The organism is Bacteroides sp. HF-4919, assembly GCF_018860125.1.
The window spans coordinates 56353-77974 of record NZ_JAHKNF010000006.1 but is presented as its reverse complement, the minus strand read 5'-3'; the positions used below and the strand labels follow the sequence as shown (position 1 = coordinate 77974).

13 protein-coding genes are annotated in these 21622 nt (G+C 42.8%); 4 read left to right on the top strand and 9 right to left on the bottom strand.

The window, feature by feature from the left end:
• Positions 1–308: 308 nt before the first annotated feature.
• A complete protein-coding gene (locus KO473_RS11785; RefSeq protein ID WP_118214553.1) occupies positions 309–1775 on the top strand; it encodes a mobilization protein in 1467 nt (488 codons plus the stop codon).
• A gap of 171 nt (positions 1776–1946) precedes the next feature.
• Here the strand turns inward: KO473_RS11785 and KO473_RS11780 are convergent, their stop codons facing one another.
• The 9 genes from KO473_RS11780 to KO473_RS11740 form a co-directional block, all read right to left on the bottom strand.
• On the bottom strand, positions 1947–4406 hold the full coding sequence (locus KO473_RS11780; protein ID WP_234080721.1) for a M60 family metallopeptidase: 2460 nt from the start codon (positions 4404–4406) through the stop codon (positions 1947–1949).
• A gap of 87 nt (positions 4407–4493) precedes the next feature.
• Positions 4494–5876, bottom strand: a complete 1383-nt coding sequence (locus tag KO473_RS11775) for a BT_3987 domain-containing protein (protein ID WP_118214552.1) — start codon at positions 5874–5876, stop codon at positions 4494–4496.
• A 26-nt stretch (positions 5877–5902) separates the two neighbouring features.
• A complete protein-coding gene (locus tag KO473_RS11770) occupies positions 5903–7816 on the bottom strand; it encodes a RagB/SusD family nutrient uptake outer membrane protein (RefSeq protein ID WP_118214551.1) in 1914 nt (637 codons plus the stop codon).
• 27 nt (positions 7817–7843) lie between these two features.
• Positions 7844–10957, bottom strand: coding sequence for a TonB-dependent receptor (locus tag KO473_RS11765; protein WP_118214559.1), 3114 nt, complete (start codon positions 10955–10957; stop codon positions 7844–7846).
• Positions 10958–11953: 996 nt separating this feature from the next.
• Positions 11954–12184 carry a 6-bladed beta-propeller gene (locus tag KO473_RS11760; RefSeq protein WP_250716468.1) on the bottom strand — a complete coding sequence of 77 codons (231 nt, stop codon included), beginning with the start codon at positions 12182–12184 and terminating at the stop codon, positions 11954–11956.
• A gap of 122 nt (positions 12185–12306) precedes the next feature.
• Positions 12307–13101 (bottom strand): twin-arginine translocase subunit TatC, encoded by a 795-nt coding sequence (tatC, locus tag KO473_RS11755; protein WP_005818481.1) that lies wholly within the window; start codon positions 13099–13101, stop codon positions 12307–12309.
• A gap of 113 nt (positions 13102–13214) precedes the next feature.
• Positions 13215–13442, bottom strand: coding sequence for a twin-arginine translocase TatA/TatE family subunit (locus tag KO473_RS11750; RefSeq protein WP_005785095.1), 228 nt, complete (start codon positions 13440–13442; stop codon positions 13215–13217).
• A gap of 160 nt (positions 13443–13602) precedes the next feature.
• Positions 13603–16098, bottom strand: a complete 2496-nt coding sequence (locus KO473_RS11745; RefSeq protein WP_005818482.1) for a bifunctional UDP-N-acetylmuramoyl-tripeptide:D-alanyl-D-alanine ligase/alanine racemase — start codon at positions 16096–16098, stop codon at positions 13603–13605.
• A gap of 29 nt (positions 16099–16127) precedes the next feature.
• Positions 16128–17114, bottom strand: a complete 987-nt coding sequence (locus KO473_RS11740; RefSeq protein ID WP_005818485.1) for a GSCFA domain-containing protein — start codon at positions 17112–17114, stop codon at positions 16128–16130.
• A gap of 427 nt (positions 17115–17541) precedes the next feature.
• Here KO473_RS11740 and KO473_RS11735 point away from each other — a divergent pair, with 427 nt between their 5' ends.
• From KO473_RS11735 to KO473_RS11725, 3 genes are all read left to right on the top strand, one after another.
• On the top strand, positions 17542–17907 hold the full coding sequence (locus KO473_RS11735; protein WP_005818488.1) for a BlaI/MecI/CopY family transcriptional regulator: 366 nt from the start codon (positions 17542–17544) through the stop codon (positions 17905–17907).
• 35 nt (positions 17908–17942) lie between these two features.
• Positions 17943–19283, top strand: a complete 1341-nt coding sequence (locus tag KO473_RS11730; RefSeq protein WP_005818492.1) for a M56 family metallopeptidase — start codon at positions 17943–17945, stop codon at positions 19281–19283.
• Positions 19284–19507: 224 nt separating this feature from the next.
• Positions 19508–21550 (top strand): sensor histidine kinase, encoded by a 2043-nt coding sequence (locus KO473_RS11725; RefSeq protein ID WP_005818499.1) that lies wholly within the window; start codon positions 19508–19510, stop codon positions 21548–21550.
• The last annotated feature ends 72 nt before the right edge of the window (positions 21551–21622 follow it).

Below are 21622 nucleotides of genomic sequence, written 5' to 3'. Positions count from 1 at the left end.
TGACGGCAGGAGAGCGGAAGCCGGAGGCTGTGGTACACGGACAAGGGCTTGCCCTTGATATAGCCCACTATAACTACACGCTCCGCTTTCGTAGTTGTGGGCTCTCCCGAGGGGCCGGGCTTTGCCCCGACCCACTTAGGACTTTGCCCTAAGAACCCACTCAGGGCGTTTCTCCCCTGAGAACCCCGAGCAAAGAGTGACCCTCTCTTTGCAATCTCCGCTTATGGGTTACCCCCCTAAGAACCCTGTACGGTTACGAGCGGACAGCGGAAAATAATTTTATCTACAAATCAAATTTTAATAGTAGTATGGCAACAAAATCAAGCATTCATATCAAGCCTTGCAACACCAAATCAAGTGAGGCTCATAACCGCAGGACTGCCGAATACATGTGCAATATCGGTGAGTCCAGAATCTACATCGTACCCGAACTCTCCGCCGGCAACGAGCAATGGATAAACCCGGACTTCGGCAGCTCCGACCTGCAAACGCACTACGACAACATCAAACGGATGGTAAAGGAAAAGACAGGTCGTGCCATGCAGGAGAAAGAACGTGAGCGAAAAGGAAAGAACGGCAAAATCATCAAAGTGGCAGGATGTTCACCAGTCCGTGAGGGGGTGCTGCTCATCAAACCGGACACGACACTGGCAGACGTGAAAAAATTTGGCGAGGAATGCCAAAGACGCTGGGGCATCACACCGCTTCAAATCTTCCTGCACAAGGATGAGGGGCATTGGCTAAGCGGACAGCCTGATGCAGAGGACAAGGAGAGTTTCCAAGTGGGTGAAAAATGGTTCAAGCCGAATTACCATGCGCACATAGTATTCGACTGGATGAACCATGACACGGGCAAGAGCCAAAAGCTCAATGATGACGATATGATGGCGATGCAGACTTTGGCATCTGACATCCTCTCCATGAAACGTGGGCAATTCAAAGCCGAGACGGGGAAGAAGCATTTGGAGCGTAACGATTTCATCATCGAGAAGCAGAAAGAGGAGATGAACCGCCTTGATGTTACAAGGCAGTATAGGGAGCATCAACTGGAAACCGCAAACCAAAAGATGCAGGAGGTTGAAAGCAGAACCAACATCCTTATCGAAACGGCTTATCAAAAGGAGCGGCAGAGTGAAGACCTCGACAAGGCTATCAGCGAGAAACGCTCCAAGCTGAACAGGGAAAAAGGGAGCGAACTTCTGAACGCCGCTGTCGGCTGGGCGACCGGAAAGTCAAAAGCCCTGAAAAATGAAATCGAGGATTTACGTAGCGAGATTTCCACGCACGAGGAGACCATTGAACAGTTACAGTGTAAAATCCAGACCATGCAGAGCGACCATAACCGTGAACTGATGAACTTGAAAAGTAAGTACCAGTCCGAGCTGAGCCGCAAGGAGACGGAACATGCACAGGAAACCACAAGGCTTAAAAACCGGATTGCATGGCAGAATCATATTATTGGCTGTCTGAGTTTCCTGCTGCTCAAAACAAGCGACATTTTCCGTAAGGCAGTAAACTGCATTATCCGTTTGGCAAGGGATTATTACAAGCCACGTTTCGATACGGAGCAAGTATCTGATATCAAAAAGGCCCTTGACCTGTTCGGAGATGAGAGGCAGTCGCACCATGCAGCCGGGGACTTCTTGTATATCACAGCCATGCAGAAAGGCAAACTGGATAATCGGGAGCAAATCAAAGCCAGACGGGAAGTCGAGAACGTGGTGGGAGGCCATTATGACCAGCAACAGAGGAGAGGCTTTTCGATGGGAAGATAAAATTGGCTTTCAGTCATTATAAGTGGCTTTAGAATATAGATCTTTTACCTATAATAGAGGACGCCGTATTGTTTGTATAGACAGTCAAGGCAAAAACAAAGAGTAACTTCTACTCAAAAGTAAAAGCTACTCTTCATTCCATATAAGATTGGGGATATTCAGTAAATTTCCCTATTTGTTTGCTTTAATACGTTGCCCGTCCGCCTGAACAGCGTACAGTTCCGCCCCCCCAATGTCTACTGCGTCAGGTACGGTAAATACAAACCGATTAGCAAACCATACTCTTTTACCGTCCTTGATTAATTCGAAAGCAACCGCCTGCTCGCCATCAGTCACAGTGTATTCTCTTCCGGAAACAGTATAACTTACAGGTTTGGTGATTTTTACATTGTTCTGGAATGTTTCGAAATACCCTACATCTCCTCCATCTTCGGATATACCTTTTTGATTGCCTTTGGCCCCTGCCTGGTATCTTCGGTCTTCAATGTATTCAATAGGCGGACATTTAGTGGGGAATTTTTTCATATAATCCAGCGTTTGATTAATCATATCCTGTGTCACGGTATATGAAAAGCTTCCGTAAGCATACAACTTGAAACTACTGACCGGAATAAAGAATCCCCAGGCATCGAAGAATTCGGTCATATCCATGTCAGCAGCTTTTGCTACATTGCGCGCATACATCAACTGTGCCACTCCCGGATCATTGGAAGGTAACCAAAATTCAGGGGTACGTCCTTGTTCGAATATCTTACGGATGGTATTCGGTTTCTTGCCGATACGTTCGAAATATGTCCACAATTGCTGGTTGAGACGCATATGCATTTCAGAGGCTTCCCCTTGATATAATCCGTATTTGTTGGCATCATCAGATGTCATATCTTGAGGGGTAAATTTCAGCGTGTTCGGATCGCGAGGATGCATGAATCTGCTCCAAGGGGTCGGAGGTGCATACCGATAAGCAGCCAATGTCCCGATGGAACTACCACGTGACCCCCACTTACCTATCTTATATACCACATAATTAGAAAAGAGATTATTGCTTGATTCCGTAGTGCTGGGCCAGTTAATGGCTCCCTGATGCATATGTCCGAGTTCATGCCCCGGTCCCCATTCATTGTCCTGATTTTGATCCATATCGCGAGGATCAAAGTTGTTTTTGAATCCCCAACCGTCTTTTGTGCTTACATCACCGGCTGCCATGTTAATGTAATAATTGGTAGCATAAAGTCCATCGGTGAAAGTCGTGACATGCATCAGTGAATTGAATTCTCCCGTATTCGAATAGGTGTCGATAGCAGCCAGTTCCTGCTCCCAATCTATCAGATTATCCCATCGTTCGATTCCTTTTACTACTCCATAGTGTTTGAAGTTGTCCTGATTTTGCAACAAGTCTTTCAGTGCTGTAAACAGAATCTTCCTGCCTTTCAATACAAATACACATTTTTTAGATCCGTCCAAAGTGACTGATTTGGCCTTCCGGATATATTCGCGGAACTGATCATCGGTCTTATCCACACTCAGATCCCATACATTGAAGCCTACACGCGCATGTTCCGTTGTCTTTACATACTGTGGGGGAAAATGTATTTTCACCGCCGGCATGCCACGGGGATCAGGTTTCTGATAGATAACAAACAGATTTCCCGCACGTGAAAAAGAAAACTTGTTGATTCCGTTTTTCAAGAATCGTTCTTCACCATCGGGGCCCAGATCCGAACAACACCTTAGTGAAATGGATTCACCTTGCGGTATGCCGTCTGCTAAAACAATCATCTCTTCCTCCGCATTAGTTATGATACCAGTAGGGTTGCAAAGAGAAGAATAATAGTTAGTTCTCAATTTATCTCCCCAATATTCGGGCACGCTGTATGCCTGATATGACTGTATCCTGAATCTCTTTTCCGCTTCGGGATAAGTATTGCTCTGCAGAGACTTTGCCAGTACACTGAAGAATGCCGGAAGCCGATTGATAGTTTCGTCGGAAACGTCTGGGAGGAGTTCACTGCATGAACGATCGGTAAATACAGTTGTCAGCTGTTCGTCAAGCGGGTCTTCCGCAGCATGGAAAAATTCCATCTCGTCGCAACTGACGAAATCATATAATCCGCTTTTAACTTTGAATTGAACAGCTGCAGGCACAATCGAATCGTTCAGCAATATCCTGTGGCTGCCTCCTGCTCCCTTAAAATCATAATCTTGTATATGAACAAAATCCGTACTTCCTTGGGGCTTGATGTAAAGTTCGAATGCTCCGAAATTACCGTTACCATTTCGACTGTGATACAGGATATAGTCCAGCGTAAGCTTATTCTGATCGAATTGATATTCAAGAATAACGGGGAATTTTGCAGATTGATTCCATGTGGAATGATAACAGGTTCCACCGAACTGCCCATCATAAGATTTCGATATATCCTGCCCCTGCTGATGGTCGGTATCGCGTCCGCCGCTAACTTTCAGCTTTACATCCTTCTCCAGATTTATCTCCGAAATATCATTCGGTTTCTGGACTTGCGGCACCAGCTCTCCCTGTAGCTCCCTGTCATCACTCTTGCAAGCATAAAAAGTAGTGATTCCAGCCAGCAGAACAAGAGAGATATTCAATTTTATTAAAAAAAAGGTCTTCATGATATGGGTTATATATTAGATTTATATAAAAAATAGCAGAGTTGAATGGATTTGCTCAACTCTGCTTATTATTGGTTATACTACTTCTTATTCGCCGTAGAATGTCAATTCATGCAGGTTGAAGTAAGCATAGGAGTTGGTCATGTCCCCGGCTGCACTTACCAATACTGCAAATCGTACGTATGAGAAGCCTTCTTCATCAGTGAAAATGGCTGAAGAGTATTTCGTGTTTCCATTACTGGGTAAACCTTTATTAATATCTTTTAATTTTCTCCAACTACTGCCGTCGTCGCTAACAAACAGCCTGATAGAACGGGGAGCACCATTTCCGTTTTGCTTACGTGTCCAGTAGTCGAAGGATAGGCTGTGGAGCGTTTTGCCAATCTTTATATCGATGTAGTTTCCGTAATTTGCATCTAAAACCGGAGCGCTCCATTTTGAATGGAAATAGCCATTCCCCTCCAAATCACCGTCTATCAAGCCCGACAAACCTGTTCCGTCATTGTCTTGAACGGAATTGGTTGAAAGTTGGTCAACTTTCACATCCAGCTTCTTAGGAACGTACTTCACGCCTAGCAGAACAATATCATTTTGTGTGTCAGTCTCAAAATGCTTGTTCGACAAATTGCACAAATGAAGCGGTAAAATATATTCACCACACGACAACTTGCTTGCGTCGATAGTCACCGACAGGCTCATTGAAGTAGCTTCCTTTGGGAATGAAATACCTTTTCCATTAAATTTGTATGCTTTTTCCGGAAGCAGAGTGAATTTGTTATCAAACTTAGCGTTATATTCGTTGAATGCCTGCATAGCCTGTTCATCTGTGTTCGCATCAAAGGTAAAGTCCCATTGATTCGGCATTGGGAACGTCACATTGAATTCTGCCGTCTGAGTTTGGGGATCACTCGAGGTGAAAGAAGAAACCATAGCAAACTTGTTGCCGTCTGCTAAATTAAAGGCTATAGTTGGTGTTTCAACATCTAGTTGGATAAGCAGTAAATTGTTTTTTACTGTACAGTCCGAACTTACCATACGGATGGGAAGTACATATTTTTTCTGCGTTTCGTCCATTAATTTCTTGATGTCGACCGTCTTTAAGGTGACTTCACCAAACTTGTATGTTTCATCTGAAGCGAAGTTCAGTTGCGTTTCATGGATTTTATATTTGTCAGCAGGAAGATACGACTCAGCCACATTGTTGTCTTTGGCATATGTATTGAACTCTTCTTCTGCCATTACTTCGATCTTGGCTGTTGCCGCGTTTCCGACTTCCGAACCGCCTTTCATCACAGTAAACTTGTACACTGCATCTTCACCGGTAGTGTACAATGAGAGGTGCTGCATGCCATATTGCTTGAGGTTCAAAATGTGATGATATTCTGACGGAACCAGCTCATCATATGTCTCGCAACTTGACAACGCCAGCATGCCGCACATCAAGCATGAAAAAAATGCTGAATTTTTCATTGTCTTTAGTATAAATAATTATAAGATTAATAACCTGGGAATTGTACAAATTGAGGACCTTTGTAGATTTCATTTTCAAACACCGGAGATACATACATACGATTGTGCCATGCAAAGGGCTGGCTGATGAGCACCGGTTTGTTGAATTCTTCAAAAGTAGGATCCTTTTTCTGTAAGGCATTCAGTCCCATACGCACTCCGTAGCTCATGGTTTGAGGAGCAATCATCCAGCGACGGATGTCAAAGAAACGGTGACCTTCCAGCCACAGTTCGTTGTTACGTTCGTTGCGTACCCATTCTTCCAGTGATTGAGTAGACAGGTCGTTGTGTGCCAATGGTTTTACTCCTGCACGTTCACGAATGACATTCAAGTTTTTAAACGCATTTTCCTCTTCCTTTAATGCTGCATAGCATTCTGCCAGATTCAGATACAATTCAGCCATACGGATTAATGGCCTGGGTTTGGATTCATTTTGCTCACCACCTGGGGTGTGACGGTAGTTGGCTGGGAAGAACTTTTGGTTCAGGAATCCTGTTTCGCAGTTGTCTCTGTTGAACAAATCTGGGTTATAACCGTGTAACTCCGAATCCCTCATTTGCAATTTAAGCGGGATACCATTTGCCAGTTCGTTGCCGAAATCGCCGTCATCGAAAGCTACCCAGGCATAAAATCTGGGTTCGCGGTTCACATTGAAGTTAATAATGCCCGGACGACCGTCTATTCCAGCGGACTGATAATATTTGTCATCTTGCCAGTCATTGACAGGTGTTCCGTCCTCTTTGTAGAAACGGGCCAACGCATTCAATGTAGGGGCAATTCCCGAGTATCCGCCTTTCCAAGTGCCCTGGTTGTTCTTGATGGTGCGGTGAGGTAGTGACGCCACCAAGTAATCGCCTTGGTTGGCCAATCCCCAGATTGTTTCTGTGTTACCTTCGTTTACTCTGGTAGTAACCATATAACGCATCAGCATCACACGTTTCAGGAAATCCTCGTTCTTTTCGGCATCTGAACCTGTTAGCGGTTTGTCGGGCACGAAAGGAAAGCCTACCTTTTGCTGTTCCCTCAGTTGCTCCGATTGTTGCAGAGTGAAAAGCCTATGTCCGGCAGACTCGGCTTCTTTCAGGGCGCTCTGACAAGCTGACAAGGCTTTGCGCCATTTCTCTTCATCATAGTTCATACTTACAAGTTCCAATCCATAGCCAGGAGTTTCATAGTTCTTATTTTTCCAGTCTCTGTAAGGGAATCCGCCGTTCCACAATCTGGAAGCAGCATACAGTCTCAAACGCGCCTGCAAAGCTCTGACTATCGGACGGGTGGCACGGCCCCAGTCGTCTCCTTCACGAGTAGCAGGCAGGTTGGCATAGGCTTCTTCGAATTTATTGTAGCACCACTCTGTCACGTAGTCATAATGACTTCTGCCCGGAAATTCGCTGGACGGCGTATTTTGTTCTATGTACCGGTCGGTGATAGGACAGGGACCGTATTGAAACAATACCTGCATGTGGTAATAGGCCAGCAAAAAGTCGATTTCAGCTTTCATGGTCACTTTTTCCTCTTCTGATATGGCAAGTGCATAGGGCAATTCTTTCATGAACAGGTGACATTGACCGATATGCTGGTAGTATGCCCCCCATCTCCAACCATCAGCCAGGTTGGCTGCTTCGTTCTGATTCCATTGAACTTTTTGTCCTGCATTTTGCCACAAACGGGGTAAAACGTATTCGTCCGAACCCATTTCCAATCCTGTATAGGTCATTGGATTCATCACTCCTGCATAGCAAGAGTATAAAAAGCCCAATGTTCCTGCACGGTCCTTATTGGCATCTTGCAAGTCGGCTTGTTCAGGTGGTACTATATCCAAATAATCACAAGAAGTCATGCTGCAAGTCATAGCCAATGACAGTAGCGTAATATTTGCTAATTTGCTAAAAGAACTCATAATATTTTTTTATTCTTAAAGGTTTAATTAAAAGGATAATTGCGCACCGATACAGAAGGTACGTTGCAGCGGGTAGCTGTTCCAGCCCAGTTCAGGATCCCACAATTTAAACGGACTGAACACCGCCAGGTTGTTTCCGGTAAAGTAGAGGCGTACGTGGTCGAAACGGTATCCAATTTCAAGTGTCTTGAAACGCAGGAAGTTGCCATTTCTAATCCAATAAGTGCTGGATTGTGAATTATTGCTCATCTGTGAATCATTCAACCCCAAACGTGGATATTCCGCATTGGGATTTGGATTGGCTTCTGTCCAGCGGTTTTCTGCAACGAATTTCATGGCATTATAGTCATTCTGTCCAAACGGATGCAATCCGTTGATGTCAATATCGCGCATAGCCGAGCCGTTGAAGAATACACCGAAGTTGAAACGTTTCCAGTCAATGTTGACGCCAAAGCCATACTGTATGCGTGGCATACCGGCTGTTTTGGAAATCATCACCTGGTCCTTGCTGTCAATCAATCCGTTACCATCGACATCGCGGTATTTGATATCACCCGGCATCGGTTTACTACCCAGATTTTGTGTCGGACTGTTGTCTATTTCTTCCTGGCTTTGGAACAAGCCTTCAGCAATATAACCGGTTCTGCGGTTCAGTGGCTTTCCGGTTGCCGTCTGCCATACGTAAGGATAGATAGGTTCGTCTAGGTCTATGTATTTGTTCTGTGTATAGGTAAATGTTCCACGGAAGTCCACAGTCAGGTCTTTGGTCAGCTGTTTGCGCCAGTTGGTACTCACTTCATAACCCCAATTGTCCACTTTACCCTTGTTCGACCAGGGTTTGGCTCCGTGGAAGCCAAGTGATTGCGGCCACGCTTCACGATGAAGCAAAATGTTGTATCGTTTGTCATAGAAGAAGTCGAATGTGATGCTTAATTCTCTGAACAGTTCCATATCGAATCCGACGTCTAATTTCTTTACTCGTTCCCAACCGCCATTTTGAACAGCCCATTGCTGTACTACGGGGCCATAGTAACTGACATTCAAGTTTTCACCTGTAGTAAATCCCGGACGGCCATTACCTGTTACCTGTACCTGGTCGATGTAAAGGAAGTGAGGTGCACCACTAGGACCTGTCTCGTCACTACCAACCAAACCGTATGAACCTCTTAGTTTCAAAGAAGAAACGACGTCGCTTAGCGGTTCGAAGAATTTTTCGTTGGACACTAACCAGCCCAGAGAAACAGCGGGGAAGAATTCAAAACGGTCACCTTTGCCTAGACGTTCAGTCCCATTGTAACCGAAGTTAAATTCAAACAAGTAGCGTTGGTCATAATCATAGGTTGCACGTCCGGACACGCCTTGATTGCGGCTGGGCAGCACATCATTTTTATATTCACGTTGTGTGTAAAGCAACATGCCGCCTACGTTGTGTTTATTAAAGCGGCGGGCATAGTCTATTGTAAATTGCAAGAAGAACGTGTTATCACCGCCTTTGGTAATACCCGATTGGGCAATATAATCTGTTCCAGATGTCCCCAAACGTTCCAGTTCGTATGTATTGGTAGCCGGGTCGTAGCTACCTGTTTTTACCCGATAGAAATAGGGCTCGATAGTACGGGTATATTGGTTGTACGACCAGTTCTTGAAGTTAATCAATGCGGTAGCCTTCAATCCCTTGGTGATGAAATCAAAGTTTTGTGTAATCTTCAAGGAAGTATTCAGTGTGTTTGACTGGTAATTTTTGAATGATGTATTCATAAATGCATATGGATTTTCCATCAAGGTATTACCTGTACGGTATGCATTACCGAAGCGCGGATGCTTGTCACCCTCTTGTGCCGGAAAAATAGCCGGGAAACTTACCGGGTTGGTAGTGCGGGCTTTGGCGAACAAATCAGCGGGGTTATATTGAGGGCCGTTGTTGTTCGAAATCTGCGCATTCATCCTCAAATCAATAGTAGTGCTGCGCGTCAGCTTGTAACGAATATTATTTTGGAAATTGTAGGACCAATTGTTAATGTTATTGTTGAAAGAATAGAATTTCTTCGTATTCAACAATCCGGTATCATGGTTTGCCTGAATACTCATATAGTACGTGGCTTTCGAACCACCACCCGATACGTTGATGTTTGCACGTTGGCTCATAGCCATCTTCTTGAAAATGTAGTCAGTCCAGTCTATACTGGGGTATATCAGCGGATTGATCCCCTTGCGAGTGTTGTCGATAATTTCCTGGCTGTAGCGTTGAGAAGCATGCGGGTCTCGGGTAAGTTGTGCTTCGTTGTACATTTCCATCCAGGTAGCTCCATCCACAAATTCCGGGAAACGGTCCATAACGTTGAAGGAGTTTTCAATGCTGGCGTTCACTTTGGTCGTTTCATTTTCCTTACCGGTCTTTGTGGTGACCAACATCACACCATTGGCACCACGAGCACCATAGATAGCTGTGGCAGAGGCATCTTTCAAAATAGAGAAACTTTCAATCGTTTCTGCAGGAATTTTGTTCAAGTCTGATGCTGAAATTTCCACGTCATCCAGCATAATCAGCGGAGTGGCCCGTCCACCAAACGTTCCGATACCACGGATGTAGAAAGCGGCAGCCTCACCCGGAGCACCACTATTGGTAGTTGAAATAACACCGGCCAGTTTACCGGCAAATGAGTTGGTCAGCGAAGAGGTTGGAGAAGCTAAAGCCAGACCTTTCACTGATGTAATTGCACCTGTCACACTGACTTTCTTCTGTGTTCCGGCACCTACTACCACAATTTCGTTTAGAAGCTCACTGTCAGTTTCCAATTTAATGTTGAGAACACCCAGATCCCCTACCTGCACTTCTTTTGTTTTGTATCCCACAAAACTGATTTGAAGTACATCCTTGCTGGTGACTGACAATGAAAAGTCACCATCCAATCCCGAAATTGTACCTGCAGATTGACCTTTGATTTTGATTGTGGCTCCTACCACAGGTGTTCCCTCGATTGCATCAGTGATGACACCGGTAATAGTTCTTTTTTGGGGGCCTTCTTTTCCTTGCATTATGGCCTGCTTCATCACCGTCTCGGTGCCATCAGCAGCCCGTGCCGTTGAAGATAACGGTGCTGAAAACAACAATGTGCCTGATGTTAGCAACACCCCTCCCATCTTCATAAAAAAATGATTCTTTAAATTCATGAAGTTCGAAACTTTAAGGTTTAACATTATTTTTTATTTTCCGTGCAAAAATAAATAATATATTTAATTAATAATAGAATTTATGCGATTTTTTTAGAAAAACATTGATTTACTTATAGTAAGTAATTGTTTTCTCTGGAGCGGGAATATAAAATAATATATTAAAAATAAACACCAAAATATTTTTTTTGATCTACATAATTTCTTTTTTGTTTCTGTAATCAATAGATTATTATATATACGTATTATCAATTTAGTTATTTTTGCTCGTTCAGTTGTGTTGATGTCTTTTGGGATTTAATCCCTATTGATATATGCAAGAAACTTGTTGTAAAACATATATTTGTATCTCCAACTATGTCAAGTTTACATATACTGACATGAATAGACAACAATGGTAGGATAGAAATCTTCTATATTAAGTTTAATTTACAATTTTGTATATATGTTCAAAGTAAACTAAATACATACACCTACTAACAGCAAAATATATGCTGGCGAAAACAAAAAAATCATAAGCTTTTGTTTTTGCCAGTATATATTAGTGTAATGGTCAAAAGAATACCTGCAACCACAAGAAAAGATATACTTTGTGTACTACTTATCGATACTATATATTGATATTATATTTATCTAAAAAAGACTGGTTTTTGTATGTAAATTATATGCTTTTATAATTAAACACTTTCTTTTCTATTATTAATACGTAAATAATTAATAAATAAGAATATTATTCTATTTTTTGTATTGTTATTGAGCAGTTTTAAATGAATCAAAAATATAAGTGGAACTTCGGAAACGAATTGTACTGAAAAGAGAAGATTTGGCATCATATTGACGCCCTAAGAAGGTTAAGAATTAATAAAACCGTTAAATCTGTGTCCTTTAGAATGTATCATTAAGGACCACAACCATATTTCTGACTTATTGTTTACAAAATATTGATTAATAATCGGTTGTAAATACTCAGATTGAAGCACCTCGGTTTCCTATTTTTCTAATGAATTCTCCCTTTTTGTTGAAGCAGAAAATTGAAGGGTTGATATCCTTGTCGATAACATAGAAAAAAACATCGGTGACTATTAATTTATCGATGTTTCCAATAAGATATCTATCATCAGTTTCCAAGGGAAGATAATATATGGAATCTATTATTGTGGACAGTTTGACTATATTATCATCCTGTTGTAACGGCATATTTATTTTAATAATATCTTTAAGCTTTGTTTCAGAAGAAGAACAGCTCATAAACAGAAGCAATAAGCCTAAGAAGGCATAGAAATATTTTATACTACAATTAGAGTTTGATATATTTATAATTATGTTTCTTTTTTGTCTTTAATCATCAATATGCTCATTTCATAAAGCAGATAGAGGGGAATGGCTACGATGCTGAGTGTGAAAGGGTCTCCTGTTGGGGTAATGACAGCGGCAGCAATGACAATCAGGACAATGGCATGTCTCCGGTACTTTCGTAGGAATGATTTATTGACTAATCCAAGCAAGGACAGCAGCCAGGTTACCAAAGGCAGTTCGAAAGCCAGTCCCATGCAAAGCACCAGCATCATAAAATTATCGATATAAGAATTCAGGGAGATCTGATTTTCTATTTCCGCGCTGAGTTGATAGGTAGAAAGAAAACGAAGGGTAAGCGGATAAACCATAAAATACCCCAAAAGGACTCCGATAAAGAACATGACCGTGCCAATGGTCAGTGCTTTGCGGACCCCTTTCCGTTCATTAGGGTAAAGAGCCGGGCGGATGAAACGCCATATCTCGAAAAACAAGTAAGGTGTGGCAGTGACTACGGACATCCAAAAAGCTGTGGACATATGGATAAAGAAAGGTGCCGCCAGATTGATATTTACCAGCTTGACTTTAAACTCTCGGGTAAAGAAGTCATCGGTAAGGTCGAATGCCTGTCCGATATCCCGCAGGAGGTGGTAAAAAATGAAATCGTTGTGGCAGGGGGCCAGAATGACGTGGTCGAACAGATAGGGCATAGCGATGAAATAGGCTACAGCCAAAACAAACCATATACTTATGATTCGGAACAACACCCGGCGCAGTTCATCCAGGTGATCCCAAAAAGTCAGTTCTTTAATTTCTGCCATTGTACGAGAAAGGCGGTTGAAGTTTACTTTCAATCTGTCTTTAATACCGTGAAAAGAGAAGCAGTATCTTGCGTTCTATGGGTAGATGCAAGAAACGGAAACCAAACAGGATATCAGTTATCTTTCTTTTCTTTGTTTTCCGGTTCGTCGATTTCTTCTTTTGCCTTGTTTATTTCCTCTTTTGCCTCGTTCACCCCTTCTTTAAAGCTTTTCACTCCTTTGCCGAGCCCGCGCATGAGTTCGGGAATCTTTTTGCCACCAAAAAGCAAAAGTATAACCAACAGGATGATAATCCATTCGGAACCACTGGGCATGAATCCTAATAAAAAAAGGTTTGTCATAACGGTATTGTATTAGTTCGTGTGCAAAGATAGACTATTTTGAATGAAAAAAGAAAGGCGGAATCATAAAAGCGAAAACCGGGCTCATAAAAACGAAAAGTGAAAAGCAGCAGGAGGTTGATGTCCGTTGCTTTTCACTTCCCGACTTAATCTTTTGGAACTAATCCTGATAATATACCCTCTTTACCCGGGTTGAGATACCTGTCAGTACCTCGTAAGGAATGGTGTCAAGGGTATCCGAAAGAACGGTAATGGGCAGTTCGTCACCGAAAATCACGGCTTGGTCACCTTCTCTGCAATCGATATCCGTCACATCTATCATACATACATCCATGCAGATATTACCCACATATGGAGCTTTTTTACCATTGACGAGGCAATAACCGTGCCCGCATCCCAGATGGCGGTTCAGACCGTCAGCATATCCGATGGGGATTGCAGCGATGCGCGAAGGACGAACCAAATGTCCTTTGCGGCTATATCCTACCGTATCTTCCTCCGCTACATCACGTATCTGGAGAATGGTTGTTTTCAGTGTGCTTACATTGTTGATGACTGAATTGTCAATGGGGCTGATACCATACAATCCGATGCCCAGCCGCACCATATCGAATTGTGCTCCGGGAAAACGTTCGATACCGGCCGTATTGCAGATATGGCGCAGTATCTTATGTGGAAATGCTTCTTGCAGCTCAGTCGACATATGTTCGTATCGTTCGATTTGCTGACGGGTGAATGCGTCGAATTGGGGCGAATCGCTTCCCACGAAATGTGAGAAGACCGAACGGGGTATCACGGCATTCTGATTCTTCAGCCGGCGAATCAGTTGCGGGATATCTTTTTCTTCGAATCCGAGCCGGTGCATGCCCGTATCCAGTTTTACGTGGATCGGGAAGTTGGTGATGCCTTCTTTTTCTGCAGCTTTAATCAGTGCGTCGAGCAGGTGGAAGTTATATACTTCCGGTTCCAGTTTATAGTCGAACATGGTTTTGAACGCTGTCAGTTCCGGGTCCATGATAATGATGGAAGCTGTGATACCGGCTTTGCGGAGATCGGAACCTTCGTCGGCTACTGCTACTGCCAGATAGTCGGCGTGATGTTCCTGAAGGGTTTTGGCTATTTCGTATGAACCGGCTCCATATGCCGATGCTTTCACCATGCATACCATTTTGGTTTCCGGTTTGAGCATCGAACGATAATGATTCAGATTGGCTACCATTGCACCCAGATTGACTTCCAGGATGGTTTCGTGCACTTTCAGTTCCAGTTCCTCCGATACGAGGTCGAAACTGAAGTTGCGGGAACCCTTTATCAGGATGATTTCATTTTTGAGTTTCTTTATGACATCTGATGCTAAAAGTGCCTTTGTGTCGGGAAAGAAATATTTCTCTATATCAAACTTCGATGCACACGAGGAGATTTCAGCTCCTACGCCGATAATCTTCTCGATGCCCCGGCTATGAACCAGTTGTGCTACTTTGCGATAGAGCGTTGTTGTGCTTTGCCCGGTCTCCAGAATGTCTGAGAGAATTAGAGTACGTTTCAAACCTTTTGATTGCGAACGGCGGTAAAGGAAGTCGAGGGCAATATCCAGTGAAGCAAGATCTGAGTTGTAGCTGTCATTAATCAGGATGCAGTTGTTCTTGCCGTCTTTTACTTCCAGGCGCATGGCTACGGGTTCAAGACGTGCCATACGTTCGGTGATTTGGTCGGCAGGTACCATCAGGTACAGGCATGCGGCCAGACAATTCAGGGAGTTCTCTATGGAAGCGTCATCGATAAAGGGGATGCAGAATGTATTGTCCATCTCCAGATAGCGATAGGAGATGACGGTATGGTCTTCTCTCTTCTCCACCCTGCTGATGTAGAGCGGACGCTCGATGTCCTTCATGCTCCATGCGATTTCACGGGCGGTCAGCATTGACTTTCCGACACAATTGCTTATCATTTCGTTGTCACCATTGTAAATGACGACGTCGCAGTCTTTAAACAAACTCAGTTTCTCCATGCACTTCTCCTGCAATGAAAAGAAATTTTCCTGGTGTGCTCCGCCAATGTTAGTCAGGATACCGATAGTCGGTTTGATCATATTCTGTAATGGACGCATCTCTCCCATTTCCGAAATACCGGCTTCAAAGATACCTAATTCGGACTCTTCGTTCATCTGCCAGACGGACAGCGGTACGCCGATCTGTGAATTGTAGCTGCGTGGCGAACGTACGATTACCCGGTCGGGACTGAGCAGTTGGTGCAGCCATTCTTTGACGATGGTTTTTCCATTGCTGCCCGTGATGCCGATTACAGGTATCTGGAAAGAGCCGCGATGTTGTTCGGACAGTTTCTGAAGTGCCTTTAAAGTATTGGGGACAATAAGGAAATTGCATTCCTGAGCCATTGTCACTTTCAGCTGTTCACTATCCATGGTGAGCCCCTTGAAATCCTCGCTTGTTACTACAAAGTTGCGGACTCCCCGTTCATAGAGATCAGGGATATAGCGTGCGCCGTTATTCCTTTTGGTAGGAATGGCAAAAAAGAGGGTCTCTTCCGGAAAGCATAACGAACGGCTGTCTGTCAGTAGCCAGTCGATGGTAGCAGGCTTGTTTCCCAGACGCCGTGCACCTGTTTTTTCAACGATTGATTCAATTGTATATGACATAATAATAAAGCATTGGCATATTTGCACATTTATCGAAGCGCCAGTCGGCACATGTTTGTTTCTTTTTCGAAATCTAAGTACGGGTATTTTTCGTTAAGTCGTTCTATTTTTAACACAATTTGTCCTAAAAATCTTTTATACTCTTCTGACTCGGGATGGAAAGGTTTATGTGCAATGGCTTTCCGTATGGTTGCGCACTCCTTAATCAGTGCTTGCGTTTCGGGACGGAAAAATGTTTCCGAGAAGCGTTCCCAGAGGTAATTGACGGCCAATGACGACGGATGTACCATGTCATCTGCGTAGAAACGGTAATCCCGGAGCTCGTCCAATATTATTTCGTAAGAAGGGAAGTAAAAAGTGGCTTGTGGGTAACGTTGCATCAGCCGGTCGATGGCAAGGAGCAATACACTTTTGCTGAGTTGATTGGCGTGCATTCCGTCGCGTACGTGACGGATGGGGCTGACTGTGAACAATATTTTGATCTTTGGATTCAGTGAAATCAGTTCGTCCAGTAACTGGATATAGTCTTCTGTTATCTCATCGGTCTCCAGACGACGGCGTACGAAATCCTTTTCAGGCAATTTGTGACAATTGGCTACTACCTTCCCCGTCTTTTTTTGTTCATATACGTATGCGGTGCCGAAGGTCAGCATGAGCCAGTCAAGTTGTTTCACTTCTTTGTGTGCTTGCTCCAGGCGGACCCGTATATTCCGTACAACTTCTTCCGGAGTGGCTGCGGAGAAAGAGCCGTGATGCATTGGACTGTGCCAGTACTCACGATACGAGAAAAGGTCGGATTCTTCATACAGCCTTTTACGAATGATTTCACGCAAGGCCATTGAGATGGACAATGGGTTGTATAGGATACCGAAAGGATTGATATCTACTTGGAACTTATTTTCAGCAAGTAAGGTTCCGATGTTTTCTGCAAAACAGGAACCCATTATCAGCAGTCGCTGTGCATGGTGGATGGGGATGAATCCAGATGGAATTTCTACCGGAGTATTCAGGTTCATAATCAAGTAATTCTATAACAGAGGTACAAAGGTACATGATAATTTCGGTTCATCCGGGCAAATGTGTGGTTTTTCTCATGCATTGCCAAAATCTGGTTTATCCGAAGAACGCGTTGTCGTCTTGACGCTAACTCCAAGTGTGGACATCCGTAACCTTGAATGCCGGTTCCGTTTACCAGCCGGGGTAAATGCTTTTACATGCCGAGGTAAATGGCTTTACATGCTGAGGTAAACGCTTTTACATGCCCGGGTAAATGGCTTTACATCGGGAGCGAAATTCAGGTAAATATAATCTTTTGATTATCAATTCCATTTAAATGCTGGTTCAGTTACGCATTTATCGGGTAATCCTTTAGTTTTAATTAACTGCTAAAATTAGTTTTTGAACTAAATCTTTTCGTTATTTGCATGCAAAAGAAGAAAAGTTATGAAAGGATTAACAGCAAAAGAAGAGGAAATTATGGGATTTTTCTGGGAGAAAGGTCCTTTGTTTGTGAAAGAAATGTTGGCATTCTATGATGAGCCGAAGCCACATTTTAATACATTGTCTACTATTGTGCGTGGACTGGAAGAGAAAGGTTTTCTGGCACACCATACTTATGGCAATACTTACCAGTATTATGCGGTTGTCAGTGAGTCCGACTTCAGTAAACGTACGTTGAAGAGTGTGATTAGTAAATATTTCAATAATTCATATCTCAGTGCCGTTTCGTCACTGGTGAAGGAAGAAGATATTTCACTCGATGATCTCAAAAAACTGATTGAGGAGGTGGAGCAGGGAAATGATGAGTAAAATGAAGTTGGAACCGTATCTTAAATAATGAATATATGGGAGTCTTTTTTGTCTATATACTGAAGTCATCTGCTTGTTTGGCGGGTTTTTATCTGTTTTATCGTTTACTGCTGAGTAAGGAGACGTTTCACCGGTTTAACCGAATTGCTCTGTTGGCTCTTTTGTTGCTGTCACTGCTGCTGCCTCTGATTCAGCTGACTACTACCCAACAGACGGAAATGCATCAGACGATGCTTACTATCGAACAGTTATTGATGATGGCAGATATGCCGGCATCTGAGGTGACACAGGCAGAAGGGACATCTGTATCGGGTATTCAGATCATTTTGATAATCTATTTATCAGGTATTCTTTTTTTTGTGTGCCGTCATCTTTATTCCCTGATCCGTTTGCTGGCATTATTGAGGTCGGGCAAGAGAGAAAGGATGGGAAATGGAATAACTTTAGTGGTTCATCAGTGCAAAATTTCTCCTTTTAGCTGGATGAAATACATTGTTATTTCTAAGAAAGATTTAGAAGAAGACGGTAGAGAAATACTAATCCATGAAACGGCTCATATCTGTAACCGGCATTCTGTCGATTTGCTGATTGCGGACATTTGTATTTTCTTTCAATGGTTTAATCCGGCTTCCTGGCTGTTGAAGCAGGAACTGCAGAATATACATGAATACGAGGCTGATGAAACGGTGATAAGGGAGGGTGTCAATGCTAAGCAATATCAGTTATTACTGATAAAGAAAGCTGTTGGCACAAGGCTCTACTCTATGGCCAACAGCTTTAATCACAGTAAACTTAAAAAACGTATCACTATGATGTTAAAAGAAAAATCAAATCCCTGGGCACGATTGAAGTATTTGTATGTACTTCCTTTGGCCGCCATTGCTGTGACTGCATTTGCACGTCCGGAAATCTCCGGTAAGATGGAAGAGATTTCTGCCGTCAAAGTTAATGATTTAAAGCAGATAGTGGAGAAAAAAGTACCGGAAAAAACGATCGAGGTAGCAGTGGACACGGTGAAAAAGAATGCTCTGGAGAAGGTGGTCATTGAAGTGTCACAGTTGGATACAGTATCAATTTCAAGTAAAGTTACTATCTCGGATGGATTGAAAAGAAATGGATTGTCTCCGTTTGCAACCCGACGGGTCGATTTTCAGCCTCAACCGCTGATTATGGTAGATGGAAAAGAGATAACCGGCGAACAAATGGAGGCAATCAATCCGGATATGATTGAGTCGATCAGTGTGCTGAAAGACAAAGAATCTGTAAAGATCTATGGAGCTAAGGCCGAACATGGTGTTATTTTGATTACGTTGAAAGGAAAAAAAACGAATGATTTAAATAAGCTTTCTTTTTCTACCATGAATCCGGAAGACTAAAATAATTGTTATTGATATCATTCCAATAAACGGATATGCCGATAGAGACTGCAAAGGGACATGTGCAGACTCTATCGGCATATTTGTTTATTGAAATTATGTTTGATTTTAATTTGCTCCAATTATATTATTTGTACTTTTGTGACTAACACAAGGCTTAACCTTCGGTTGGCAGAGTGACAGAAGAAAATGTCAGAGTATTACACTTTAATTATTATTTACTTATGAAGAAACTACTATCTGTTTTCTTATTTTTATTTTGCTACGTTGTAGCGGCCGATGCACAAGATGATGCCGCACAGTATGATTCGATTATGAATCTGATGAAAAATAAAAAAATTCCTTTGATGGAACGTTATTACATGACCGGGGATATCGAACATCTTTCGCGGGAACATCAGATCGCTGTGCTGAAGCAATTGATTCCGGAAGCGAAAGAGGTGGAGGATAAAGCGGTCGTTACCCGTCTTTATTCCATTGTAGCTATGTTCGAAAATCAACTTGGGCACATGGCTGAAGCTAAAAACTATCTGGATAGTGCTTTTATGAACAAAGGGAAGTTTGAAAACAATAATATTGCCGGTATGATGCATTATATTGCCGGTATCTATTATTCTGATAAAAATCAGATGGAGAAAGCGCATGAAAATTATTATCAGGCTGCTGATTATTTTAATCGTAATGCGGTGAAGCCGGCAATTCTGACGGAAATATATTATGATCTTTCTATTATTTATTCCATGTGGCAAGATGATGAGGGGTTGAATGATCTGTCCGAAGCGATGAAAGATCTGCCGGTGGATTTCCCTTTTCAGCAGATATTGAAATTGACCATAAAAGCAAAGTATTTTTATGCTTTATATCAAAATGAACATCGGATGAATCTGTTGGATTCTGTGACAAAATACAATCAGGAAGCCTTTGAGGTATACACATCAACCGAGAATCCATATGACGTGGGCTACGTTATATCCGATAATTATTTGCATCAGGCAGTTGTCTATAGTGAGGCCGGTAAGATAAAGGAAGCGGAACAATGTTTTGAAACGGGTAAAAAACTGATGAATCCTAAAAAGATCGATGCAAACGTGTCACTTAGCTATGTTTCGGGGGTGATTGCCTATTATCAGGCGGATTATGAATTGGCCGAGCAACATCTGCAGGATGGATTGCATGAACTGAAAAAAATGAATGAAGAACAGGAGGTGGATTATTATCATTCTTTGATTGATTTCTATACCTTATTGGCCAAAGTGTACGAAAAACAGGAACTTTATAATAAAGCTCTGGAGGCTGCCCGCAATTCATTGAAGTATGAAACCCGGTTGTTTGATAAAAATAGTAGTAAGACTATTCAGAAGTTACGGGCACAATATAGTCTGGACGAAAAAGAGAGGGTGGTGAAGCAACTTACGGCCATCAATGAAAAGAACAAGTGGATTAATATTCTTTCTGTTACCTTGATTGTATTGGCGCTGATTACGATTGTTCTGTTGCTGATACGTTATCGTTCCCGTCAGCGTATTCATGAGGGGATGTTGCAGATTGCCAAGCTGAAACAACAGGAAACGGAATTGACGGTTGAATTGCAGAAGGCAAAACTGGAAGAGAGAGAACGCGAATTTCAAGCCTTGGTGCATGAGGCACAACAGCGTAAAGTGCAGTATTATCTTGAGGGCCTGGAGGTAGAGCGAAACCGTCTGGCTAAAGAACTCCATGATAATGTTTCGAACGAGTTGCTGGCCATTAAAATGAAAATTGCTGACGGGACGAGTAGTCGGGAAGAGGTTTTGGATACATTACAAGCTTTGCAAACCGAAGTGCGGGGAATTTCACATGATTTGATGCCGCCTGTCTTTAAATATGCTTCCCTGTCTGAGATTCTTCAGGATTATGTCTATCAGCGTAATCAATCGGGACAGACCGAACTGACTTTGGTGCTTGAACCGGAGGAGGGATTCGATCATTTATCGCAGAAAGTAGCATTGGAGATTTACCGAATTGTACAGGAAGCTACAGGCAATGCATTGAAACATGCGCAGGCCACTCATATTAAGATTATTCTTGTTCGGGAGGGAAACAGGATAAAGCTGACAATAGCTGACAATGGCAAAGGCTTTGAACAACAAACCGGAAAGTCGGGAATTGGTCTGGTTATCATAAAGGAGCGTGTGGAAAATCTGAAAGGAGTTCTGACTCTAAGTTCTGTTCCGGGCAAAGGAACGGATGTGATCGTAGAGATTGATTTAGACGGTCTGGAGAAATAAAAGAAAGATAGAATTTTTGCTGCCACCGATTGAGAGTGTGGTGAATAAAAGTTTCGACACACCCTCAATCGG